The organism is Providencia sp. PROV076 (assembly GCF_028483405.1).
Classification (GTDB): Bacteria; Pseudomonadota; Gammaproteobacteria; order Enterobacterales; family Enterobacteriaceae; genus Providencia; species Providencia huaxiensis.
On the sequence record NZ_JAMPRR010000002.1, the window covers coordinates 134,044 to 156,830 of the forward strand.

The 22,787-nt window shown below is 41.4% G+C and carries 17 protein-coding genes and 1 pseudogene; 2 read left to right on the plus strand and 16 right to left on the minus strand.

From position 1 onward, the window contains the following. Window position 1 precedes the first annotated feature (1 nt). From PSF67_RS02085 to PSF67_RS02145, 13 genes and pseudogenes are all read right to left on the minus strand, one after another. Window positions 2-532: a fimbrial protein gene (locus PSF67_RS02085; protein WP_272676447.1), complete on the minus strand. Its 531-nt coding sequence runs from the start codon at window positions 530-532 to the stop codon at window positions 2-4. Next, window positions 532-984, minus strand: coding sequence for a fimbrial protein (locus PSF67_RS02090; RefSeq protein WP_229597487.1), 453 nt, complete (start codon window positions 982-984; stop codon window positions 532-534). The genes PSF67_RS02085 and PSF67_RS02090 overlap by 1 nt, the downstream gene beginning before the upstream one ends. Before the next feature lie 43 nt (window positions 985-1,027). After that, window positions 1,028-1,582: a fimbrial protein gene (locus tag PSF67_RS02095; protein ID WP_272676448.1), complete on the minus strand. Its 555-nt coding sequence runs from the start codon at window positions 1,580-1,582 to the stop codon at window positions 1,028-1,030. Continuing rightward, window positions 1,575-2,156, minus strand: a complete 582-nt coding sequence (locus PSF67_RS02100) for a fimbrial protein (RefSeq protein ID WP_102138099.1) — start codon at window positions 2,154-2,156, stop codon at window positions 1,575-1,577. The genes PSF67_RS02095 and PSF67_RS02100 overlap by 8 nt, the downstream gene beginning before the upstream one ends. A gap of 13 nt (window positions 2,157-2,169) precedes the next feature. Then, window positions 2,170-2,922 (minus strand): fimbria/pilus periplasmic chaperone, encoded by a 753-nt coding sequence (locus PSF67_RS02105; protein WP_102138100.1) that lies wholly within the window; start codon window positions 2,920-2,922, stop codon window positions 2,170-2,172. A gap of 35 nt (window positions 2,923-2,957) precedes the next feature. Beyond that, on the minus strand, window positions 2,958-5,648 hold the full coding sequence (locus PSF67_RS02110; RefSeq protein WP_102138101.1) for an outer membrane usher protein: 2,691 nt from the start codon (window positions 5,646-5,648) through the stop codon (window positions 2,958-2,960). A gap of 20 nt (window positions 5,649-5,668) precedes the next feature. Next, the gene (locus tag PSF67_RS02115; protein ID WP_102138102.1) at window positions 5,669-6,220 is read right to left on the minus strand and encodes a fimbrial protein; all 552 of its coding nucleotides are present in this window, start codon (window positions 6,218-6,220) and stop codon (window positions 5,669-5,671) included. Between the two features lie 79 nt (window positions 6,221-6,299). Continuing rightward, window positions 6,300-6,830 (minus strand): fimbrial protein, encoded by a 531-nt coding sequence (locus PSF67_RS02120; RefSeq protein ID WP_148241605.1) that lies wholly within the window; start codon window positions 6,828-6,830, stop codon window positions 6,300-6,302. Between the two features lie 1,243 nt (window positions 6,831-8,073). Beyond that, window positions 8,074-8,751: a respiratory nitrate reductase subunit gamma gene (narI, locus tag PSF67_RS02125; protein ID WP_004907792.1), complete on the minus strand. Its 678-nt coding sequence runs from the start codon at window positions 8,749-8,751 to the stop codon at window positions 8,074-8,076. Beyond that, on the minus strand, window positions 8,748-9,470 hold the full coding sequence (gene narJ / locus PSF67_RS02130) for a nitrate reductase molybdenum cofactor assembly chaperone (protein ID WP_272676449.1): 723 nt from the start codon (window positions 9,468-9,470) through the stop codon (window positions 8,748-8,750). The genes narI and narJ overlap by 4 nt, the downstream gene beginning before the upstream one ends. Then, entirely contained in the window at window positions 9,467-11,008 is a 1,542-nt protein-coding gene (gene narH / locus PSF67_RS02135) for a nitrate reductase subunit beta (RefSeq protein ID WP_272676450.1), read from the minus strand. The genes narJ and narH overlap by 4 nt, the downstream gene beginning before the upstream one ends. Continuing rightward, window positions 11,008-14,769 (minus strand): annotated as a pseudogene (locus tag PSF67_RS02140) (nitrate reductase subunit alpha). The gene narH and the pseudogene PSF67_RS02140 overlap by 1 nt, the downstream one beginning before the upstream one ends. Before the next feature lie 67 nt (window positions 14,770-14,836). Further along, complete coding sequence (locus PSF67_RS02145; RefSeq protein WP_272676451.1) at window positions 14,837-16,237, minus strand: NarK family nitrate/nitrite MFS transporter; 1,401 nt, start codon at window positions 16,235-16,237, stop codon at window positions 14,837-14,839. A gap of 331 nt (window positions 16,238-16,568) precedes the next feature. Here PSF67_RS02145 and narX point away from each other — a divergent pair, with 331 nt between their 5' ends. Next, entirely contained in the window at window positions 16,569-18,311 is a 1,743-nt protein-coding gene (gene narX / locus PSF67_RS02150; RefSeq protein ID WP_272676452.1) for a nitrate/nitrite two-component system sensor histidine kinase NarX, read from the plus strand. Between the two features lie 21 nt (window positions 18,312-18,332). Then, window positions 18,333-18,992, plus strand: coding sequence for a two-component system response regulator NarL (narL, locus tag PSF67_RS02155; protein WP_166264156.1), 660 nt, complete (start codon window positions 18,333-18,335; stop codon window positions 18,990-18,992). Between the two features lie 9 nt (window positions 18,993-19,001). On the opposite strand, the gene PSF67_RS02160 is transcribed toward narL, so the two are convergent. From PSF67_RS02160 to PSF67_RS02170, 3 genes are read right to left on the minus strand one after another with little or no spacing between them, the layout of a single operon-like run. Beyond that, window positions 19,002-20,156 (minus strand): CdaR family transcriptional regulator, encoded by a 1,155-nt coding sequence (locus PSF67_RS02160; RefSeq protein WP_166264154.1) that lies wholly within the window; start codon window positions 20,154-20,156, stop codon window positions 19,002-19,004. A gap of 26 nt (window positions 20,157-20,182) precedes the next feature. Further along, window positions 20,183-21,334, minus strand: a complete 1,152-nt coding sequence (locus tag PSF67_RS02165) for a glycerate kinase (RefSeq protein ID WP_272676453.1) — start codon at window positions 21,332-21,334, stop codon at window positions 20,183-20,185. A 33-nt stretch (window positions 21,335-21,367) separates the two neighbouring features. Next, complete coding sequence (locus tag PSF67_RS02170) at window positions 21,368-22,708, minus strand: MFS transporter (protein ID WP_166264150.1); 1,341 nt, start codon at window positions 22,706-22,708, stop codon at window positions 21,368-21,370. Window positions 22,709-22,787: the final 79 nt, after the last annotated feature.

Here is a 22,787-nt window from a genome sequence, read left to right on the forward strand (position 1 = left end):
ATTATTCATAATCTAATTTAAATGTTGCTACAGCACTGTAAGGCCCTACTTTTATTGTCTTATCTGCAATAGCATCCGGTTCACCTTTTAAATAGGCATAGAACCGCAATTGGTTAGCGCCATCTTGTAACGTTAGCTTCGAGCCTTTCTGTTCAAGAGCCAGTGGTGTTTTATCTGAATTTTGCAGCCCCACCGCAAAACCAGATGCGACACTACTTGTTGATAATGCTAAAAAACCAGGAAGCGCTAGATTCAGAGTTCCAGAGAAAGTGACTTCTACAAATTTACCAATCGTTGTGTCACAATCAGACAGCTTAATCACAAACTCTTTAGGTGGAGTTTCACCATAGGCATAAAAGTTTTTTTCTGGTGTATCAAAAAAATCCATCGGGATGTTTTCATCACCAGGTAAAATAGTGCAGGGTTCCTCCACTAAATTACCGATAATCCTTAAATTATCAGGTACAGCAAAAGCCGTACTAACGTCGATAAGTAAGGCTCCAGCTACTGCACATTGAATTAGTTTGTTCATTATTGGTACTCCGCTAGCAATGTCCCTGTTGCGGTAAAGCCTCCTTCAGGCAACGTAACTCCCAATCTCTTAACTGGAACAACTTCTAAAACAGGCGGTTGCCCATACGTAATCTTTAACGGTTTATTGATTTCAAAACCTAAACCATTTTGGGTAATACGCATGCCAAGATCTCGGAAATTGGTTTCCAGAGCCGACGTATCAAAGTCGGTTGCAGTTCCTTTGATTGTCAGCATCAAATCCCAACCTTTTAAATTGTCTTCACACTTCAATGCGTAATTAATAGGTTTCGTGAATCTGACTCCATCTATTTTATGTAAACCAATATCTTTATATTCAATGACGTTGACTTTATCTTCAAAAACAGTGCAAGGCGGTGGAATTAATAAAGTTCCCGTAAATTCCACATCGTTCGCCATCGCAGCGCTAGCAGGTATTACTAGCAGACCCATTATCAGCGGAAATCTTTTCATTATTCTTTGCATTATTTTTCCCTCACTGATAATCAAGTTTGATAGTGACGCCCGCATGAAAAACCCCACCTTTTGTCAATGTTGTGGATAAGTCATGAACAGGTATAGCTTCAAATTGAGGGGCATTTGGGTACACGAACTTGATTTCTTGATTTAATCGAAGCTTGCTTCCGTTATAACGAAAAGCAATCCCTAAACCCGGAAGATCTGTCTCAATTGCACCAGTATCAAAAGATGCAGGAATACCAATCAACGTCATTTTCATTTGCGACGTTGGCCTTTTTTCACAGTCAATATTGTAATTTATGGGTTTCGAATAGGCGTTCCCGTCAATTCGCGTACTCATGATTTCATCAAAATTGACTTTGATGATATTTCCACCATTAATTTTGCAAGGGGGTGGTGCTAAAACAACCCCTTTAATCGGTACGGTTATCATACCGGGTGTGACTGTCGCCCGTGTACTTCCCGACGGGCTAATACGTGAATCGGGTAACCCTGCATAGGAGGCCGATGTAAAAAGTAGTCCAACGAGACATGATGCCAGCAGGTACCGCTGCTTATTTAAATCACTCATAATCCACCTTAAAGTCCATTACGGCGCTGAAACTTCCTTCCGTCAATTTTTCGGGAGTTCTCACTGGTGTGACAAAATATTGAAGAGTCCCCTGCGGTGCATCAAGGAATTGTGGACGACCTCGGCTTCCTAGCCTGATATCTTCTCGTTGTGCGTCAGTCACTTCTAATGCCAAGCCAGAGACACCTTTTACACTTAACATTTCTGGAAAGTGTTTATCCGATACGGCAACAAAGGAAACCGTTATGACGGGCTGCATTGCATCCCAAATCGCTCTGCCCGTTCTCGTGTCTTTCATTCGGCTTTCTGTACGAATGCAATGTCTAAATTCTAATTCAAATGACACTGGTTCAGCTCTATCACCAGGTTTACGGAGTGAATAAGAAGGGATCTCCCCTAGAGACACTTCTTGGCGCTTTGAATTGGTCACATCCATCGTACAAGGTGCCTCGGTCATCATGCCATTTACTGTCAATGTTCCGTGTAATCCATCAATATCCCAGCTACTTATTCCAAAGGTAAACACTGGAACTAAGCTGAATAAGATAGTGCTGAACTGGAGAGTCCTTTTCATACATTGTTCTCCGTTATCTGTCCGTCGAAGATTCAACTTTGCAAGTTGTACCTGCGCAACCAAACGTCAATTTAGGCCTTCCACCATAATCATTGATATAAGTTAGAACTGGCTTTGCCCCCATAGCACTTGCGCTACCCTTAAGCATTCCGTTACCTTTTGGTGAGATCATCACAGGCTCAAACTGCTTCACCGTATCTCCTCCCACTTTTGAACTTGCATCCACAATCGTGACAAAGTAAGCAGTTGGATTCGTGACTTCGTAGGCATCACCTTTACGCGTTAACGTAATTTTTTCTTGCCATGGGTTTTCTAAATCCGTACGAGTGGCATATAACGCTTTTGGTCGATAAAACAACTTAATACGTGTTTGTAATGCAATTTGTAATACGTTAGCTTCTTTACTACGTGGTGGAATCTCACGTAAGTTAAAGTAATAAACACTTTCTCTGTCCTGAGGTAATGTCGCGATATCAGGAAGAGATTGAATTTTAACTTGGCTACCTTCACCTGGTTCTACACGTTGAACTGGTGGTAACACTGTGAGTGGGCTTTCAATTTTGTTACCATTAGCGTCTTCAATCCAGCCCTGCGCAAGATAAGGTAACTCTGTGTTTTCATTCTTAATATTTAAGCTAATGGTCTTTTCAGCCCCATTATAAATGACGCGTGTTCTATCAAGTGCAATAGCGGCCAAAGCCTGTCCACATAGCACTGCAGATAACGTAATTGTCGTAGTAAAAAATGCAATTTTCTTAATATTCATATGTACCAACTATTTATAAAATCAAGCAACTTGGGTTACTCGGTATAATCTGCGCTGTAAGCAATATCCGGTGGCTTCAATAACCAACGCTGACTCGGTTCTACGCCCTGTTTAACGGGTGCAGGTTTGTAGACAGGGGCTGGTTGCCCAACAGGAACAGCTTTTGCAGGCATATATCCAGGTTCAATACCTGGGCTGCTTGTACACGGTAATAACAGTGAGTTAAATTCCGCCGTTTTAATATTTTCTGGGATCTGAATTTTGCATTGCGCACTTCCATCCCAATGCACATCTAAAACTTCATTTGGATTGACACCGGAGATATATACGGAGCCATTATCAGTCACGATACCGAGCTCTCTATTTTTCTCATTTCTCACGGTAGCCCCGAATGGCGGATAACTTCCATCGGCCAATGCCAATCTCACCATCGTTTTAACACCCGCTAACACCTCAAATTCGCGGTAAGCAACAGCCCCTTCAGTCAACGTAATAGGCTGCGATGTCCGAATAGCTTCCACATCGTCAGGCAGCTGAGTCACATCAATATGCGCACTGGTACGGTAGTAATCACTGATGTCAGAGACTACTGCTTTACCAAAAATGTTGGTTTCTGTGGTTGGCCCAAAACCTTGAATAGGGACATTTTTCACACCTTCAGTACCTACCATCACCCGGCTTCCACCTGGCGTGTTAATGCGGTGTAATGCAGCACCATGCCCTGTGACTGTTGCACCACCCTGTAGAGAAAATGCAGCTGAAGAGGTATCGCCATTGATATAACTGGTACTTGCCGTAACTGTTGCTAAATCAGCATAACGCGTATAGAAACCATCAATGGTTCCACGTCCACGACTACTAACCCCAGTACCAACACGATAATTTGTTTTATCATCAACGGAATCGAAATAGCTGACGGTATGTGAATTACCATCCCTCGTCACCATGTTGTTATAGCTAATTGACGCTCTATCAGCCCAAGGCAAGGAGAGGTTCATATATAGCCCATCATCATTATTTCTATTATCAAATTTGTTACGGAATGCCGTTAAACTTAAATTGATGTTTTTAAAACGACCAATATCAAAATATTTAGCAATAGAAATGTTATAGCGTTTTGCCGCAGGCTTATTCCAATAGGTTTCGTGGTTATAGTTCAGATACGCAGTCAGATCCGCACTAGTGAAATACTTATTAAATGTGATCGTATACAGCTCTTTACTATTATCGAATTCCACCCCTCTGTAACGACGGTCGAGATATTGGTTCATACTCATAAAGTCGCGTTCAGAGAATCGATATCCTGCGAAGGTGACTTGGCTGTCATATTCTTCAAAACGTTTTGAATAACTTAAGCGATAAGACGCCCCTGTATAAATTTTGTTTTCTGTTTTCAGTTTTGCTCGTGACTCAGTGATATCGAATGAAATTGCACCGAAGGCGAGTAAATCTCGACCAACACCGAGTGATAATGCGTTATAGTCACCTGCCGCGACACCACCACCGAATAATGACCAACCGTTAGAGACCCCCCAGCTAAATTCCCCTGTAACGAATCCTTGCCCTTCTGTTTCATGTTCCATATTATTCGGTCGGCCACCGGCAATCTTAAACAGCACTGAGCCTGGACGAGTTAAATACGGAATGGAGGCAGTATTCATTTGGAATTCTTGTATGGAGCCATCCTGCTCTTCGATACGTACATCTAATTTACCGCTAACGGCATCACTTAAATCTTGAATACGAAAAGGCCCCGGAGCAACTTGCGTTTCATAAATGACACGCCCTTGCTGAGTCACAATCACTTTTGCATTGGTTCTCGCAACACCAGTGACTTCAGGTGCATAGCCACGTAAGTTAGGTGGTAACATTCTCTCATCAGAGATAAGACTTACCCCCATATAACGGAATGAGTCAAATAACCCTGAGCGAAGAAATTGCTCCCCCATCGTTAGCTTTGCATTTAGCTCTTTGACGGCTCGATAAGCATAATATTGGCTCCAATCCCATTTACGATCTGTGGATTGACCATTCGTTCGATTATAACTTGCTTGCCAGTCAGCTCTAAAACGCCATGCGCCTAAGTTAAAACCTGTCGTACCGTTACCAGTAACTGACTGGGTATTGGCTGAATCTGCAGGCCTTGTTAAGTTAGCATTCAAGTTATAGTCAAAGATCAGAGCGGGAACACCTTCATCCCAACGAGATGGGGGATCCCAGTTATCAGAGGTAAATTCGATATAAGCCTGAGGTACAGTAATGGTGATCGTTTCTTTGGCTAAAGAACCACTTACTGTCATTCCTGGGATCGTTTCTGGAATTAAACATTGGCCATTTTTAGCAAATTCAACCTTTTGTTTCCATTCATCGCGCAAAGCGATATGGTCAACAACATCTGGCGTTAAACAAGGCTCAGTCATACCCGGATCATTAGGATCCGCGATATATTCAATATCAAAAATGTCAGCTAAATCGCGACTATTTAAATTAATTTTAAATGGGTACTTCCCAGGCATAACATAACCTGCGCGAGAGAACTCATTTAAGGAAATATTTTTTTTATCCTGAAGATCTAAAACATCCGTATTAAACTCAATACTATCATTATTTGCATTAGCTAAATTTATATGAGCAATGGCTATAAACACCATGGTAGCAACAGGCGTTAAAAAATAACTTACTGAGTTATTAAATACTTTATTTTTACTTTTTAATCGCAGAGCCATAATAGTCCCTTAGTAATAACTCAGTAATAATCCATTTTAAAACGGATAGTTGTCTGATAATTTCCTGGTTTTAAGCGTTTATTATTAGGTACTACCCGCACCTTATAGTGCAGAGTTGTCTCCCCCGCGCTAATAGGTAAATCAGGCATTGCCTTACCAGGTATTGCAACATTTCCAGCCATATCAGAAATTTTTACTGACAATCCATTTGCATGCCCAAAAACATCGAAGTTACGGCCATCAGTTGGGCCATCAAATGTAATATTGAAAGTTTGCCAATTAGGGGTTCCAGGAGTTACCGGTGTTAGAACACAATTGATAAGGCGTATAGAGAAATCACTTGTTGGACTTTCTCTGTCGTGAATTATCTGGCTAACCGGTACAGTCGTTATGCTAACTGATTGATCTCGGCTATCTGCATCTATTGCACAAGGGCTCTCAATGATTGAACCGCCCATAGTAACAGTTCCTTTGAACTGACTTTGTGCCCGAGAATTTTGATTTTGCGCACTGACTATCGGGGCAAATATCATTCCTGAAAGCACCATGACAATGATGCCAAAGTGATTCATAGCGACTCCATCTCAACTTAATAACCAATTTCAATGCATTAAAATTAGTGCCCATACATCCTTGTACGGGCTATACCAATTACTGGTAGCTCAGAGCAAATGTTGCAATTGCATCAAATTCACCTGGTACAGCTGGTTTGTTTGTTGCATCATCATCGCCTTGCAAATAAGCTTGGAAACGCAATGTGTTCGCACCAGTTAATAAAGTTTGAGATGGTGATTTAGCACCTAAAGCAATTTTGGTGCCGTTGAAATCAGTGATCACGATACCCGCGTTTTTCGCAGTACCAGCAATAGCTAAACCATCAGTTACCGAAGTACTTGGAATACCAGTAAATGTAGTTTGAACTGTTTTCAGAGTTGTGATGTCGCACTGCTCTAATTGAATATTGAAGTCACGAGCAATACTTTTACCGCCACCGTTTAATGCAGATGTTGCGATAGCACCCATTGGTACTTCAAATGCTTGAGATCCTGGTGGAATTGAGCAAGGAGCATCAATAATTGAACCTTTAAAAGTGACTTGGCCGCCACCTTGGTTTGCAGAAGCAGAACCAGCAACTACTGCTAAACCTAAACCTAATACTAAAGCAAGTTTATTTAATTTCATTTTATACATTTCCATTAGATAAAAAGACAACACAAATTAAAATAATGAGTTATTATTAATCTGATTATTTCAACTTTTTCTTAAAATATATTCGATTAGCAAATATTAAAGATTGACACCAATAACTATTTCTATTTATCAAACTCTATTAGTTAATAAATGAAATAATTAAACAATGCATCAATGCGTTGCCATTATTATACCACATTTTAGTTATGTCAAATTTAAGGGTTAATTAAACACCTTAACTATAAGTTAGTGATATATATATATAATTCATAACATACCCCATCTTAAATACACCATTACGGGATAAGTTGGTGATGTGCTTCTAATTAAATTGACCTTTTCTTAATAAAAAACCATAAAATAAACCCAATCATTATTAATAAAGTTTTTTATACTCATAAAACGGGTTCTTATTAGTGAAAAAAAATGGGATGAGATAAAGTGAAATCATGAAATTAACTCAAAAATATTAAATCGAGATTTTACCGAAAAATAATTAATCAGAAACTTCCCAAAAAAAACAATTAAATATTTTCATAATGTTTCTAAACTCACCAATTGTTACATTTTAAATGAGTAATAAATTAAAAATAAATCCATAAATATCATCATGATAGATTAAAAACAACCATGAATTCAATATAAACAACACCTAGGTGCCATTAATATAATAAAACACTTTTTAAATAAAAATAAAAATAGAAATAATTGATAGAAAATAAAATGAAAAACGATAGCCAGACAGCCTTAATATTTCAAATTATTTCAAACAGTAATTAAAAGTAACTTTCAATAACTTTATAAATACCACCAGAAGGATTAAAATAGAAAAACAAGACACCTTTAATAGAAATAAACCAATCTCTATTTAAGTTGATTAGCTAAATCAAGGTAAGTTAAATAGCGAAAATGAGGATATCCCAAAAATGAGTAAAAGTAATGCCATAAATTATTATCGACAATTACATTACTGACCTAATAATAATATCTCAAATATAGAAACCGCTGTTTAAGTCAAAACACCATAAAGACTGAGCATAACTTACCATTATATTTAGCATTACCTACACCCAAATTAGAGTATGTTTATATGGCGATACAAAGTAAATCACCACTTAAAACAAAAAAACCCATCTCATATGAAATGGGGTGCCAAAATAGCAATATTTGTTGTTTACACAAGAACAAGTTGTATAAAAGCAATGTACTGGCCCACCGCCTTGTGGAACCAAACCTAATGGCGATTTCTCACCAATTGATACCGACGAGTCAGGTATTCGATAGGGGCACTCCAAATGTGCACTAAACGGCAGAATGGGAAGAGTAAAAATATCGTCATCCCCAACACAATATGCAGTTTAAAAACGATGCCAACACCTTCAAGGTAATTGGATGCCCCCCAATGGAATGTCACAATAGACTGCGCCCATCCCACTAATTTCAACATTTCGCTACCATCCATATGTTGTGCTGAGAATGGAATGGTGAGTAACCCTAAGCAAACTTGCACCACCAGCAAGGTTAAAATCATAATGTCACCGAAGGATGAAGTTGCTCTCACGCGAGGGTTCGTCAGGCGGCGCTTCAACAGCATCGCGCCACCAATTAACATCATCACACCTGCTGCGCCCCCACCAATCATCGCCATTAATTGCTTAATATGCATTGGCAGAAAAGATTCATACATCCAATGAGGCGTTAACATACCTAAAAAGTGCCCGACAAAAATCCCAATAATCCCCAAATGGAATAAGTTTGATGCCAAACGCATGTTCTTTTTATCTAACATTTGGCTGGAACCCGCTCGCCATGTGTATTGCCCGTAATCGTAACGTAACCAACTACCGACAATAAATACCGTCCCAGCGATATAGGGGTATATATCGAAGAAAAATTGATTGATAAAATTCATTTTTGAACTCCTACATGGCTACCCACACTGAGATCCAAGTATTGTGGTACCACCGCATTGGCGAAGCGATGTTGATGTGCCGCCACTTCGCTACCACATGTTTTTTCATCGGCAAAAAATTTCACTTGCTCCTCTTCCCAAACCGCATCTAGCGCCTCTGGAGTGTCATCCCGTACTTCGATTGCTACTTGTTTGCTTAATTGCTCCGCAGCAATGTCGCTATGGGAAAGCTCAAGTAAAAAATCAAATAAAACAGAGAAACGGCTTTCTCGCTGTTCTAGCCTTTCCCCTAACAGCGCTAAAATTGGCGCAATATCCTGTAACCCCTCGATAGTTTCATCGGTCGGTAATGCCGTGAGGTATTCCAAATAAATGGGCAAATGGTCGGGTAATTCACGGCAATCAATTTGTAAACCGTGTTGCTGATATTGAGCCATTAAATCCACCATCGCTTGTCCTCGGTCTCGGGACTCACCGTGCACATGCTCAAATAGCAATAATGATGTTGCGCGGCCTCTATCAAACAGCTCACAATATTGCGCTTGCATATCGAGTAAGTCTTCATTGAGATACTCACGCACAAACACCATCAGTTGAACAGCCCGTGTGACAGACAGTTCATCAGCCTGTTCTAGCGCTTCAATGATCTCATCGCGATGTAACCAAAGCGCTTCCGAAGGGTATTCCAATAACCGAGAAATCACTTTTAGTGCCATCATAGTGCTTTCTCCTGATTATTTTTTGGTGTGATATCAATGGCATCAATGCGTCTGCTATTAAACAAATTCGCTTTGCTATCGCTACCATGGCAGCCATCACCAAAACTAAAGCCACAAGCTTTCGCTTCAGGAAATGCTTCACGCGCCAATTCTCGATGACTGGATGGAATGACAAAACGGTCTTCATAGTTAGCAATAGCTAAATAACGGTACATTTCTTGTGCTTGAACTTGTGTTAATCCAACTTGCTCTAACGCACTGGTATCACATTGGTTTTCTACGGTTTCTGCTCGCTTGAAATGGCGCATCGCTAACATACGTTTTAACGCCAATAGCACCGGTTCGGTATCCCCTGCGGTCAACAAATTCGCAAGGTATTGCACTGGAATGCGTAAACTTTCTACATCCGGCAATACACCGTTATTAGCTAAGAGCCCTGAATCCGCCACTGACTGAATTGGTGACAAAGGGGGTACATACCACACCATGGGTAACGTGCGGTATTCAGGGTGCAGTGGCAGAGCTAAGCGCCATTCCATCGCCATTTTGTACACTGGGGATTTCTGTGCCGCATCGATCACACTTAATGGGATCCCTTGTTTTTGCGCTTCTTCAATCACTTTTGGATCATGGGGATCAAGGAAAACATCAAGTTGGCTTTGGTAAAGGTCGGTTTCCTTTTCGACACTGGCTGCCGACTCAATTTTATCGGCGTCATACAGCAATACCCCTAAATAGCGGATACGACCAACACAGGTTTCAGAACAAACCGTTGGCATGCCTGACTCAATACGTGGGTAACAGAAAATACATTTTTCTGATTTACCGCTTTTCCAATTGAAATAGATTTTTTTATACGGGCAACCGGTTAAGCACATGCGCCAGCCGCGGCATTTGTCTTGGTCAATCAACACAATACCGTCTTCTGAGCGCTTATAAATTGCCCCACTTGGGCAGGTCGCTACACACGCTGGGTTTAAACAATGTTCACACAGGCGTGGCAAATACATCATGAATGTATTCTCAAACTGCCCGTACATCTCTTTTTGAATATGTTCAAAGTTTTTATCTTGGGCTCGTTTGGCGAATTCACCGCCTAAATCATCTTCCCAGTTTGGTCCCATTTTCACGTTACTCATTCGCTCACCCGTAATTAATGAACGAGGGCGCGCGGTTGGTACGTGCTTGCCTTCTTTGGCATTTTTTAAATGGCCGTAGTCATAATTAAACGGCTCATAATAATCATCCAAAGCAGGTACATCTGGGTTAGCGAAGATTTTCGATAAAACACCCACTTTGTTCCCCATCCGTGGAACCAATTTACCCTTAATAGTGCGTATCCAGCCTCCTTTCCACTTTTCTTGGTCTTCCCAATTATGGGGATAACCAATACCCGGTTTAGTTTCGACGTTATTAAACCATGCGTATTCAACCCCTTCGCGGCTAGTCCACACGTTTTTACAGGTCACTGAGCAAGTGTGACAACCAATACATTTATCAAGGTTTAGCACCATGCCGACTTGAGAACGAATTTTCATTATGCTTTCTCCTTTCCGCTCAAGGTCTGCTGGTAGGCATCACCTTCACCATCCAGCCAGTCAACCTGTTTCATTTTGCGAACAACCACAAATTCATCACGATTAGAACCTACTGTTCCGTAGTAATTGAAGCTATAGGCAAGGTGCGCATAGCCACCGATCATATGCGTAGGTTTCGGGCAAACACGCGTGACCGAATTATGAATTCCGCCACGTTGAGCCGTAATTTCAGATCCAGGCAAGTTGATCAGCCGTTCTTGGGCGTGGTACATCATGATCATGCCATCAGGAATACGTTGGCTAACGATCGCTTTAGCGGTTAATGCACCATTACTGTTAAAAGCTTCAACCCAATCGTTATCTTCGATACCAAGCTCGCAGGCATCTTCTTCGCTAAGCCAAACCACTGGGCCACCGCGGCCTAACGTCAACATTAATAAGTTGTCGCTGTAAGTGGAGTGGATCCCCCATTTTTGGTGCGGTGTTAAAAAGTTCAGTGCTTTTTCTGGGAACCCATTGGATTTTTTCCCCATAAGTGGCTGAGCGGCTCGTGTGTCAATCGGTGGGCGATATACCACAAGGCTTTCCCCAAAGGCACGCATCCATTCATGGTCTTGATATAACTGCTGGCGACCACTGAGCGTTCTCCATGGGATCATTTCATGAACGTTGGTGTAACAGGCGTTGTAAGAAACATGTTCATCTTCCAACCCTGACCATGTCGGGCTAGAGATAATTTTACGCGGCTGCGCAACAATATCGCGAAAACGGATTTTTTCGTCTTCTTTATGACGAGCAAGATGAGTATGGTCGCGGCCTGTTACTTTGCTTAACGCATCCCATGCTTTTACTGCCACCTGCCCATTGGTTTCAGGCGCGAGTGTTAAAATAACTTCAGCGGCATCAATCGCTGTTTCAATTTTTGGCCGCCCAGCATTAGCCCCCTCTGGCTGAGTTTTATTGAGTTTTTTCAAGAAATCAATTTCATCTTGCGTATTCCAATTGATCCCTTTTCCCCCATTACCCAATTTATCCATCAGTGGGCCAAGAGAGGTAAAACGTGCATAAGTATTTGGATAGTCACGCTCAACACAGATAATGTGCGGTGCAGTTTTTCCGGGGATAAGCTCGCACTGGCCTTTTTTCCAATCTCTCACATCAAAAGGCTGTGCCATCTCAGCAGCACTATCATGTTGGATCGGCAGCGTCACCACATCCGTTTCTTTGCCTAAGTGCCCAACGCTGACTTCAGAAAATGCTTTGGCAATCCCCTTGTAAATTTCCCAATCGCTTTTGGATCCCCAAGCTGGGTCAACTGCCGCAGAGAGCGGATGAATAAATGGATGCATATCCGAGGTATTCATATCGTCTTTTTCATACCAAGTAGCAGTCGGTAAAATAACGTCCGAGAACAGGCAGGTGCTCGACATTCTGAAGTCGAGAGTCACCACTAAGTCAACTTTCCCTTCTGCCGCTTTATCTTGCCATTCCACTTCTTCTGGTTTGACGCCGCCTTGTTGGCCTAAGTCTTTGCCTTGAATACCATTTTCAGTTCCTAATAAGTATTTCAGTAAGTATTCATGGCCTTTCCCTGCGGAACCCAATAAATTTGAACGCCAAATAAACAGATTTCGTGGGAAATTTTGAGGGTCATCAGGTTGCTCTGAAGCAAAGCGAATATTGCCTTCTTTCAACTGTTTAACAGTATAATCAGTGGGTGACATCCCTTCACTTTGTGCATTCTTCGCAATATTTAATGGGTTGACATTTAACTGTGGTGCTGACGGCAGCCACCCCATGCGTTCTGCTCGTACATTCATATCAACCAAACTGCCACTAAAGGCTTGCTTATCGGCTAGAGGCGATAACAACTCTTCTGTTGCGACTGTTTCATAACGCCATTGGCTTGAGTGGTTATAAAAGAAAGAAGTGCTATTCATATGACGAGGTGGGCGCTGCCAGTCCAAACCAAAGGCTAAAGGTAACCAACCCGTTTGTGGACGTAATTTTTCTTGCCCCACATAGTGAGACCAGCCACCACCGCTTTGCCCTACACAACCACAAAAAATCAACATATTGATAATCGCGCGGTAGGTCATATCCATGTGATACCAGTGGTTAATCCCTGCGCCAACAATCACCATAGAGCGGCCATGGGTTTTCTCTGCGGTATCGGCAAACTCACGCGCTATGCGAATAATATTTTGGCGGCTAACCCCTGTGACTTTCTCCGCCCACGCAGGTGAATACGCTTTCATATCATCGTAATCAACCGCACAGTTTTCATCACCAAAACCACGGTCAATGCCGTAGTTCGCTAGCATTAAATCATAAACACTAGTAACTAATGATTCGCTACCATCAGCTAACTGAATACGTTAAGCGGGCAGTTTATGTAATAAAATATCTTTAAGTTCAACATGCTGGAAGTGCTCGCTTTCTAAGCCACCAAAGTAAGGGAAACCAACATCGACAAATTCATCATAGCTATCTGCCAAGCTGAGTTTCATTTTAATGTTATGTGCATCTTGTCCAGCGCGCGGTTCTAAATTCCATTTTTGACCGCCATCCCAACGGAATCCCATTGAACCTTGTGGAGCACATAATTCGCCTGTCTCTTCATCAATCGCAATAGTTTTCCATTCGGCATTTTTTTCTTCGCCTAATGAATTATATAAATCAGATGCCCGTAGCATGCGGCCTGCGGCATAAGAGCCATCTTCACGCTTATCTAGCATGACAAGCATCGGCATATCGGTATACGTACGCACATATTCACGGAAATATTCAGCTTCGCGTTTTACATGGAATTCATTGAGGATCACATGCCCCATCGCCATTGCCATGGCGCTATCTGTTCCTTGTTTCGGGTTCAACCAATGGTCACATAATTTGGCAATTTCCGCGTAATCTGGCGTCACCGCGACCGTTTTCGTCCCTTTATAACGCACTTCTGCAAAAAAATGTGCGTCTGGCGTACGCGTTTGCGGAACGTTAGAACCCCAAGCAATAATATAAGACGAGTTGTACCAATCTGCTGATTCCGGTACGTCAGTTTGTTCGCCCCAAGTCATTGGGGATGCGGGCGGTAAATCACAATACCAGTCATAAAAGCTCAAGCATGAGCCACCAATTAATGATAAATAGCGCGCGCCCGAGGCATAGGAAACCATCGACATCGCAGGAATGGGTGAAAAGCCAACAATGCGGTCAGGACCAAATTCTTTAATCGTCGCGACGTTTGCCGCTGCAATCAGTTCATTCACTTCCTGCCAACTTGAACGAACAAAACCACCGCGACCACGAGCTTGTTTATAGCTTTGTGCCTTTTGTGGATCATTAATAATAGATAGCCACGCTGCAACAGGGTCTTGTTGCTCTGCTTTTGCTTCACGCCACAATTTAAGTAAGCGCTTACGCATCATTGGGTATTTAACACGGTTTGCGCTGTATAAATACCAAGAGTAGCTCGCCCCTCGAGGGCATCCTCTCGGCTCATGGTCAGGTAAATCAGGGCGAGTTCGTGGGTAATCCGTCTGCTGAGTTTCCCAAGTCACTAACCCATTTTTGACATAAATTTTCCAGCTACAAGAGCCAGTACAATTAACACCATGAGTGGAACGCACAACTTTGTCATGCTGCCAGCGGCTACGATAACCATCTTCCCAATCACGGTTTACATTTAACTCTTGCCCGTGATCACCTGAAAAGGTTTCGCCCAACTGCTTAAAATACCGAAATCTGTCTAAAAACTTGCTCATCGGATTGCCTCCAAAGAGACGGCGACCGGCGCCGTACATTGCTAAAATTGATTTTTATGACTTGTTATTATTTGTGTTTACGGCCGTATACCAGCCATGTGATAAACACACAGGAAATATAAAATACAAAAAATACTTTCATCGCATCTGCCGGCGAACCCGTCAGTGTTAATGATGTTCCGAACGCTTTTGGAATAAAAAAGCCACCGATTGCCCCAATAGCAGAGATAAATCCTAGAGCCGCAGCACTTTCTGTTACCGCTTCTTTTTGAGCCTCTTGCTCTGAAGCCCCTCTTAAAATGGCTTTATCCATGGTTAATTTACGAAAAACGACTGCGATCATTTGGAAGGTTGAGCCACTGCCTAACCCTGCCGTTAAAAACAGCACCATAAATACGCCATAAAATGCTCCAAAAGAGCCTCCTTGGCCGTTTTCTGGTAACGTAAAAAATAGCAAGCCGGAGAAAACCGCCATGACCACAAAGTTCAGTAATGTAACTTTCACACCACCAAAACGGTCAGACAACATGCCGCCGACTGGACGAGCTAGAGCTCCGAGGAAAGGGCCAAAAAAGGCAAACTTCAAAATAATGACGTCTGGGAACTGCGTTTTCGATAACATAGCAAAACCGGCAGAAAAACCGATAAATGAGCCGAATGTTGCCAGATATAACAGGCTTAATACCCATAGATGACCCCGTTTCAAAACAGGTAACTGCGCTTTAAGAGATGCCTTATTCGCCGCTAAATCATTCATGCCAAACCAAGCCATCACAGTAAAAAGCAGCAGAAATGGCACCCAAATCCAAGCGGCATTTTCTAACCACAACGTTGAGCCATCAGGTTGAGTCGCTCCCGTTCCCCCCACGAAAGTAAATACGCCAACACCCACAATGAAAGGGGCCACCAATTGCATGACACTGACCCCTAAATTGCCTAGCCCACCATTCAGGCCAAGTGCACCACCTTGACGAGCCTTAGGGAAAAAGAAGCTGATATTAGCCATGCTGGATGCAAAGTTAGCGCCGGCAAAACCACAAAGCAGGGAAATAATGACAAAGACTTGATAAGGCGTGGCGGGGTTTTGAATCGCATAACCTAGCCAAATGCATGGGATCACTAAAAATAGCGTACTAATAGCAGTCCAACGACGCCCACCAAAAATAGGAATAACGAATGAATAAGGGACTCTTAATAAAGCGCCTGAAACGGAAGGTAATGCGGTTAATAAAAATAATTGGTCTGTCGTAAAATTAAAACCCACTTTATTTAAATTCACAGCAACGGCACTAAATAACATCCATACGCAAAATGCGAGCAATAAACATGGAATAGAAATCCATAAATTACGATTTGCAATACGCTGCCCCGTTTGCTGCCAAAACCGAATATCTTCAGGACGCCAATCCTGTATAACACCGTTATTTGACTGTGCAACCACGTTATTAACATTATCTCGTTGAGACATAAATCACCCCGATAAATACAATTTCTGCTCGCAGTGTGTGGCGAATAGCCCACTGTGAAGCTGATCTAAATCAAGAGAGATTTAAATGAAATATGCGTGATTTTTTTCGTTAACCACTAGAGAGGTATTAGGAGTACAAAACAATAACAAATTGAATTAAAACAAAAAAACTCATTACTGCGTAATTTTATGTGTTGGAATTTAAAGCGAATAATTCAATGGGATATTAAGGAGTAATACCGAAGTGGCATATTCAATTTTATATAATAGAGAAACAATATCTACGTTATCAAAAATAATGAATAAACGTAAAGAGTAGAAAGGATCACTTATGTCTATTGCTTATCACCGATTTTCAATCATTAACCAAGTTATTGGTCTAATGTTATTGATTGCCGTACTCGGTATTATTGGCATGACAATTTCAAATAGTATGATTATTAGTGTGCAAGGAAATGCACATGCAATTAATAAGTCAGGCTCATTGCGGATGCAAAGCTATCATTTACTTTCATTAGTGCCACTCAACCAATACTCTGACGTATATGTTAGTGAGCTTGAAAAAAATTTATTAAGCAATGAACTGACACAAGTTGTCGAAATAGAAGATTTAAATCCGCAATTTGCTGAGCTTTATCAATATTGGGTTACAGAATTAAAACCAGCACTTAACCATGCAGTTTCTCCTAATGATGCACGTCTTGCGGTCGTTACCTTCGTTAATAAACTCGATGCATTAGTTCGTAATATTGATGAAAAAACAGAACGAAAAATAACCTATGTAGCCATCACCCAAATGGTATTTATTAGCCTCGTTTCATTGCTACTTATTTTTGCTATCTGCCATTTTAGAAAGAAAATTTATACACCTTGGCTTAAGTTACTTCATATGGTGAATGCGATTAGCCATCAAGATTTTAGTCAGCGCTTCCCTGTCGGCAAGAAACAAGATGAGCTAAATTCCCTGGGTCAAACATTAAATCAAATGTCGGATGAGCTCGCACAGAGTTACCATCAATTAGAATCCCGAGTTATCGAAAAAACGGCTGATCTACAAAATAAAAATAACGTATTACTCTATTTATACCAATCTAATCGCACCTTACATGCCATTGGGCCACTATCCGTCAGGTTAGAAAAAGTATTATCTGAACTGAAAAGCTTAATGCCATTACAAAACATCAGATTGAGGCTATATGAAGAAAATAATAATGCCTGCTTTCAAGAAATTCATTGCCCTGAAAACAAGGAACACTGCCTCAAGTCACCCAAAAAAGCTGAGCACCTTAAAGTAATATCATGGGAGATTTCCGATAACTTACAGCGTTATGGCATGATTTTGGCTGAAATAGATATAAACCAGCCATTATCTGAAGAGCAAAATAATTTAGTGCTCATGCTAGTCAAACAAATTGCTGGAATGCTAGCGATGGAGCACCAATTAGAACAACAACAGCAGTTACTGATAATGGATGAACGCTCGGCGATTGCGAGAGAATTACATGATTCCATAGCACAATCATTATCTTGTCTCAAAATGCAAATTAGTTATCTGCAAATGCAACCTAAAACATTGCCAACTAAGCACCAAGAACTATTAAACGAAATGCGCAATGAAATAAATTCCGCCTATAGCCAATTACGTGAACTTTTAACAACCTTCAGGCTAAAATTAACTGAACCAGGCTTATTCCCTGCTTTAGAAAGCACAATCCAAGAATTCAGCCAACGTCTTGGTTTTCAAATTGAATTAGATTACCAAATTCCAGCCAAAAGCCTCTCTCCACATCAATCTATTCATATTATTCAGATAATCCGAGAAGCTTTAAGCAATATTCTCAAACATGCTAATGCGAACTGGTCGCGAGTCTCATTAATCGAAAATAATGGGTTAATCACCATGACGATAGAAGACAATGGGGAAGGGATCCAACCTCAGCCAACAAAAAATAACCATTATGGATTGATTATTATGAGAGAAAGAGCCCTAAGCCTAAATGGGAAATATCAAATTTTCCCAAGAGTTCAGGGTGGCACTACGGTTAATGTCGTATTTCCACTGACTGTGGCCTAATTAAATTGGAGTAACTCATTAATGAAAAATGACAATAAACTGACTGGGCAATCTACCATTTTACTGATTGATGACCACCCGATGCTACGTAACGGTGTTAAACAATTAATTAGTTTAGAACCCACATTGAAGGTCATTGGTGAAGCAGACGATGGAATAACGGGTATTAAAATTGCGGAAGAGCAAGACCCCGATTTAATCCTATTAGATCTCAATATGCCGGGTATGAATGGCTTTGAAGTACTCGATAATTTACGTAGCCGCGAACTTTCAGGCCGAATTATCTTATTTACAGTGTCCAATTACGGTGAAGACTTAATTCATGCATTAAAACGAGGTGCTGATGGCTATTTACTCAAAGACATGGAACCCGAAAAACTCATTATTGCATTAAAAGAAGCAGCAAGTGGTAAAATGGTCGTTAGCCCAACGCTTACCTCCATTTTAGCTGAATCTTTAAGAGATAGCCGAGCCGCTACAGAGCATAATCTATCCGCATTAACCCCAAGAGAAACGCATATCTTAGATTTAATCTCACAGGGGCTATCAAATAAGATGATTGCGAATAAATTACAAATCACAGAGAGCACCGTCAAAGTCCATGTCAAACACTTACTAAAGAAACTTAATTTAAAATCGCGTGTTGAAGCCGCTATTTGGGTTTTACAACAAAAGTCATGACACAGCACCTCAACTTAATGCATCGAGCCATGGCTGTTGTTTTGGGTAACGTCGACGATAGCCATGCATAGCAACAGATAGCTGAATAAGATCCGTAAACCTTGTGGGGTCCAAACTAGTTTGCTTTTTAATTTGTTGTAACCGATAACTTAATGTATTTCTGTGAATACCTAATTGCTGCGCTGTGCTACCTATTTCGCCATTTTGCGATAAAAATAACTCCAGGGTTTCAAGCAAAATATCGCCCGAATCATGCAACAATATTTTATGGCAAATATCTAAAAAGAAATTAAATAGATAGCTATTTTCCAATTCATTAAAGAGACATAAAGATGCCATTTCTTTAAATAAAAAGACTTGTTTATCGGGAACCGTTAGCCGGCCAACTTCAATCACTGAACGTGCGAAATGAACGGCATCTCTCACATGTTCCTGTGTATCTGCCTGAACACCAACACCAATGTAATATTGGCTAAGTTGGCTATCTAAAATGAAATGAAGGCTCGGAATAAATGACTCATTTTGATAATGTGTTGATGGAAATAGCATCAAAATTTCGCGGCTATTGAGTAATAACACATCACTTTTCTCCATAGCGGATAATTCAGTAATGATCGTATCGAGTATTTCAGGACGGTACTGAATAGCTTCAATATTAATAATCACAGGAATAGTCGGTAAAGTGAACGCAAAACCGGAATTATGCAATTTTAGTAATGCACTGCGCCCCTGTGCTGGCGTTGTGCTTTCTATAAACTGGACAAATAACATGTCACGCAAACGATGCTGCCAGTTAATACTACGCCGCTCAATTTCTTGTTGAATTAGCAGCTCAGCCGTCAGTATAGCGAGCTCGGCATAACGCTGGATCACAACAGGATCACCACTCACACCAATAACTAATTCCACTTTATCTGCCACAACAATCGGATGGTTTATCCCCGGTGCCACATTCGAATAAGCTCGCGCTTCATTTTCATTGTAAATAGTGATCCGTTTGCCGCAGCGGATCACTTCCACTGCGGCTTCATGGGTTTCACCAATACGCTTTTTTTCTCCTGAAGCGATAATCACGCCCTGACTATTAATCACATTGACGTTGTGATGGATAATTCCCATTGCACGCGTGACAATATCATTGGCTAGTTTTTCAGTCAGTAGCATCTTACCGCCTCACTTTAGGGTTTTATTTACGTATTCGAATTTGCGAGTACGGTACGCAGCAAATTTTCAGCTGTATCCGCCAAATAACGCTCACAATTTATCATTGCTTGCTCAAGGGAAACCGGCCCCGGACAAAGCGACCACATTGCAGTAATGCCATGTTGGTATAGGATACGGCTATCATCACTATACCCCCCACAAAGTGCAATGACAGGCACACCATAATGGCTGGCCATACGAGCCACTCCCACAGGAGCCTTACCATTCGCACTTTGGCTGTCCAGCCGCCCTTCTCCTACAATGACTAGATCCGCTTGTTGAATATAAGATTTTGCGCCAAGGAGCCCCAAAACGAGATCAATTCCCTTTTCGAGTTTTGCCGAAACAAACCAACGAAGCCCCGCACCTAACCCACCCGCTGCACCACTGCCAGCCTCCAGTGAGACATCTTTCCCCGTTATTGTTGACATCAATTTCGCATAGTGAGCCATTCCGATTTCAAGCTGGTCGAGTGTGGCTTGGTCGGCCCCCTTTTGGGGACCATAAACATAAGTCGCACCATTTTTGCCTAATAAAGGGTTTTCAACATCGCAAGAGACATTAAATTCAACTTCTACGGCTCGTGAATCAAATTTATCAAAATCAATCTTTGCAATATTAATGAGATCTTTACCACAAATTGGCGCCTCAATAAGCTGCGAGTTTTTATCATAGAACTGAGCACCTAATGCTTGAGCAAATCCTGCACCACCATCATTAGTTGCACTTCCTCCTATCCCAATAATAATACGAGAGCAGCCCATATCTAATGCATGTTTGACCATTTCACCCAAACCATAAGTTGAGGCATTCTCAACTCGACGGTGTTCACGTTGAACTAATTCCAGCCCACAGCATTGCGCCATTTCAATAAAGGCAGTTTTTTCCTCCAGCACTAATAACCCTGCATCAACCTTACTACCATAAGGCCCAGTACAGCTAAAAATGTAAGGTGTTACACCAGAAAGCACGGGGCTATGTTCCAGTGACTCCAACAAACCTTCTCCGCCATCAGATATGGGTAATAACGTCATATCTAACTCAGAGGATACACGCTTGAAACCCTCAGCAACGGCTTGGCATGCCAACCTTGCAGAACAACTTCCTTTAAAGGAATCAAGTGCGATAACAATTTTCATGCAGACTTTCCTATTGTAAATGGCGATGTTGAATTATTTGCTTTCCGCTGGAGCCGATACTTGTAGTGATTCAGGCTCGCTCATACCGTTAGTATTCACTCGTGAAGCAATAATCGTTCCAATAACTAACAAACCGACACCAAACCATAATCCAGAAGTGGCTGTTCCTGTATAATCTTCAAAAAATCCTAGAATAAACGGGCCAAGGAAGCCACCAAATAATCCTAAGCAGTTCAATAATGCCAAACTTCCCGCTAGCATGCTGCCACTCATATACGTCGGTGGAAGTGAGAAAATAATCGATTGAACCACAAAAAACATAAATGCAGTTAAGCAAAAGCCAATTAAACCGACTACTGGGCCGCCTAAGGCACCAATCACTAACCCAACCGCCATTACTGCATAACCTGAAACTAGAATGCGTGATGAACGTCGTGGTGTATTGGCCTTTCTCGCCACAAAAATGCCACCAATTGCAGCTGAAATCCAAGGGATTGCTGTTAATAAGCCAATTTGAATAGGCGTCAATTTGCCATACTCACCTATAATAGTAGGCAAGAAGTAACTTAAGCCATAGACCGAGAACTGGTGAGTGAAATAGATAGCAACAATCATCATGAAGGCTTTATTTTTAAATGCCGCCTTGAGTGAGAATTTACTGTTACTCACACTAATGCTATTTTTGTCTTGATCGTGTTTATATTTAATATAATTCCGATCATCTTCATCTAACCATTTCGCATCTTCTGGTTTATTCGGCAACACGAACCACACAACAAATGCTAGGATAACTGCTGGCAGGCCTTCAATAACAAACATCCATTGCCAACCATGGAAGCCCCATAAGCCATCCATACTCAATAATAGGCCGCTCAGCGGTGCCCCAATAATATTCGCGAGACAGACTCCAAGTAAAAATAATCCTGTTGCTTTAGCCCGCTCCTCTTGGCTAAACCAATATGTCATATACAAAATGACCCCAGGATATAGACCCGCTTCAGCCGCTCCTAGTAATAACCGCAAGATATAAAAAGAAGTCGGCCCTGTCACAAACGCCATTGCCGCAGATAATAACCCCCAAGTGATCATAATCCGCGTGATCCAAAAACGCGCGCCCACTTTTTCCATTATTAAATTACTTGGGATCTCAAGAATCGAGTAGGTTAGGAAAAAAAGCCCTGCACCAATACCAAATGCGGTTGCAGATAATCCTAAATCAATCGACATCGCATTTTTTGCCATGCCAATATTGGTTCGGTCAATAAAGCTAATAATGTACGCTAAAATCAACAACGGCATCAGGTTACGATATATCTTTGCGTTAGTTTTTTTACCCTGAGCTGCATAATCTAACTTTGCATTTGTAGAAAACATAGATAAGATCCTCATGTTGTAGTGAAACAGGTACGGCTCTCGGCAATAAGTGACCCATACCTGTTGTTTTACTTCAGCA

Bases quoted from the DNA above. Each gene is read 5' to 3' on its own strand.
- PSF67_RS02115 (WP_102138102.1), bottom strand. From the start codon at position 6,220: ATGAATCACTTTGGCATCATTGTCATGGTGCTTTCAGGAATGATATTT.
- PSF67_RS02085 (WP_272676447.1), bottom strand. From the start codon at position 532: ATGAACAAACTAATTCAATGTGCAGTAGCTGGAGCCTTACTTATCGAC.
- PSF67_RS02105 (WP_102138100.1), bottom strand. From the start codon at position 2,922: ATGAATATTAAGAAAATTGCATTTTTTACTACGACAATTACGTTATCT.
- PSF67_RS02095 (WP_272676448.1), bottom strand. From the start codon at position 1,582: ATGAGTGATTTAAATAAGCAGCGGTACCTGCTGGCATCATGTCTCGTT.
- PSF67_RS02145 (WP_272676451.1), bottom strand. From the start codon at position 16,237: ATGTCTCAACGAGATAATGTTAATAACGTGGTTGCACAGTCAAATAAC.
- PSF67_RS02100 (WP_102138099.1), bottom strand. From the start codon at position 2,156: ATGAAAAGGACTCTCCAGTTCAGCACTATCTTATTCAGCTTAGTTCCA.
- PSF67_RS02165 (WP_272676453.1), bottom strand. From the start codon at position 21,334: ATGAAAATTGTTATCGCACTTGATTCCTTTAAAGGAAGTTGTTCTGCA.
- narH (WP_272676450.1), bottom strand. From the start codon at position 11,008: ATGAAAATTCGTTCTCAAGTCGGCATGGTGCTAAACCTTGATAAATGT.
- narL (WP_166264156.1), top strand. From the start codon at position 18,333: ATGAAAAATGACAATAAACTGACTGGGCAATCTACCATTTTACTGATT.
- narJ (WP_272676449.1), bottom strand. From the start codon at position 9,470: ATGATGGCACTAAAAGTGATTTCTCGGTTATTGGAATACCCTTCGGAA.
- PSF67_RS02120 (WP_148241605.1), bottom strand. From the start codon at position 6,830: ATGAAATTAAATAAACTTGCTTTAGTATTAGGTTTAGGTTTAGCAGTA.
- PSF67_RS02110 (WP_102138101.1), bottom strand. From the start codon at position 5,648: ATGGCTCTGCGATTAAAAAGTAAAAATAAAGTATTTAATAACTCAGTA.
- narX (WP_272676452.1), top strand. From the start codon at position 16,569: ATGTCTATTGCTTATCACCGATTTTCAATCATTAACCAAGTTATTGGT.
- PSF67_RS02090 (WP_229597487.1), bottom strand. From the start codon at position 984: ATGGGTCTGCTAGTAATACCTGCTAGCGCTGCGATGGCGAACGATGTG.
- PSF67_RS02160 (WP_166264154.1), bottom strand. From the start codon at position 20,156: ATGCTACTGACTGAAAAACTAGCCAATGATATTGTCACGCGTGCAATG.
- PSF67_RS02170 (WP_166264150.1), bottom strand. From the start codon at position 22,708: ATGTTTTCTACAAATGCAAAGTTAGATTATGCAGCTCAGGGTAAAAAA.
- narI (WP_004907792.1), bottom strand. From the start codon at position 8,751: ATGAATTTTATCAATCAATTTTTCTTCGATATATACCCCTATATCGCT.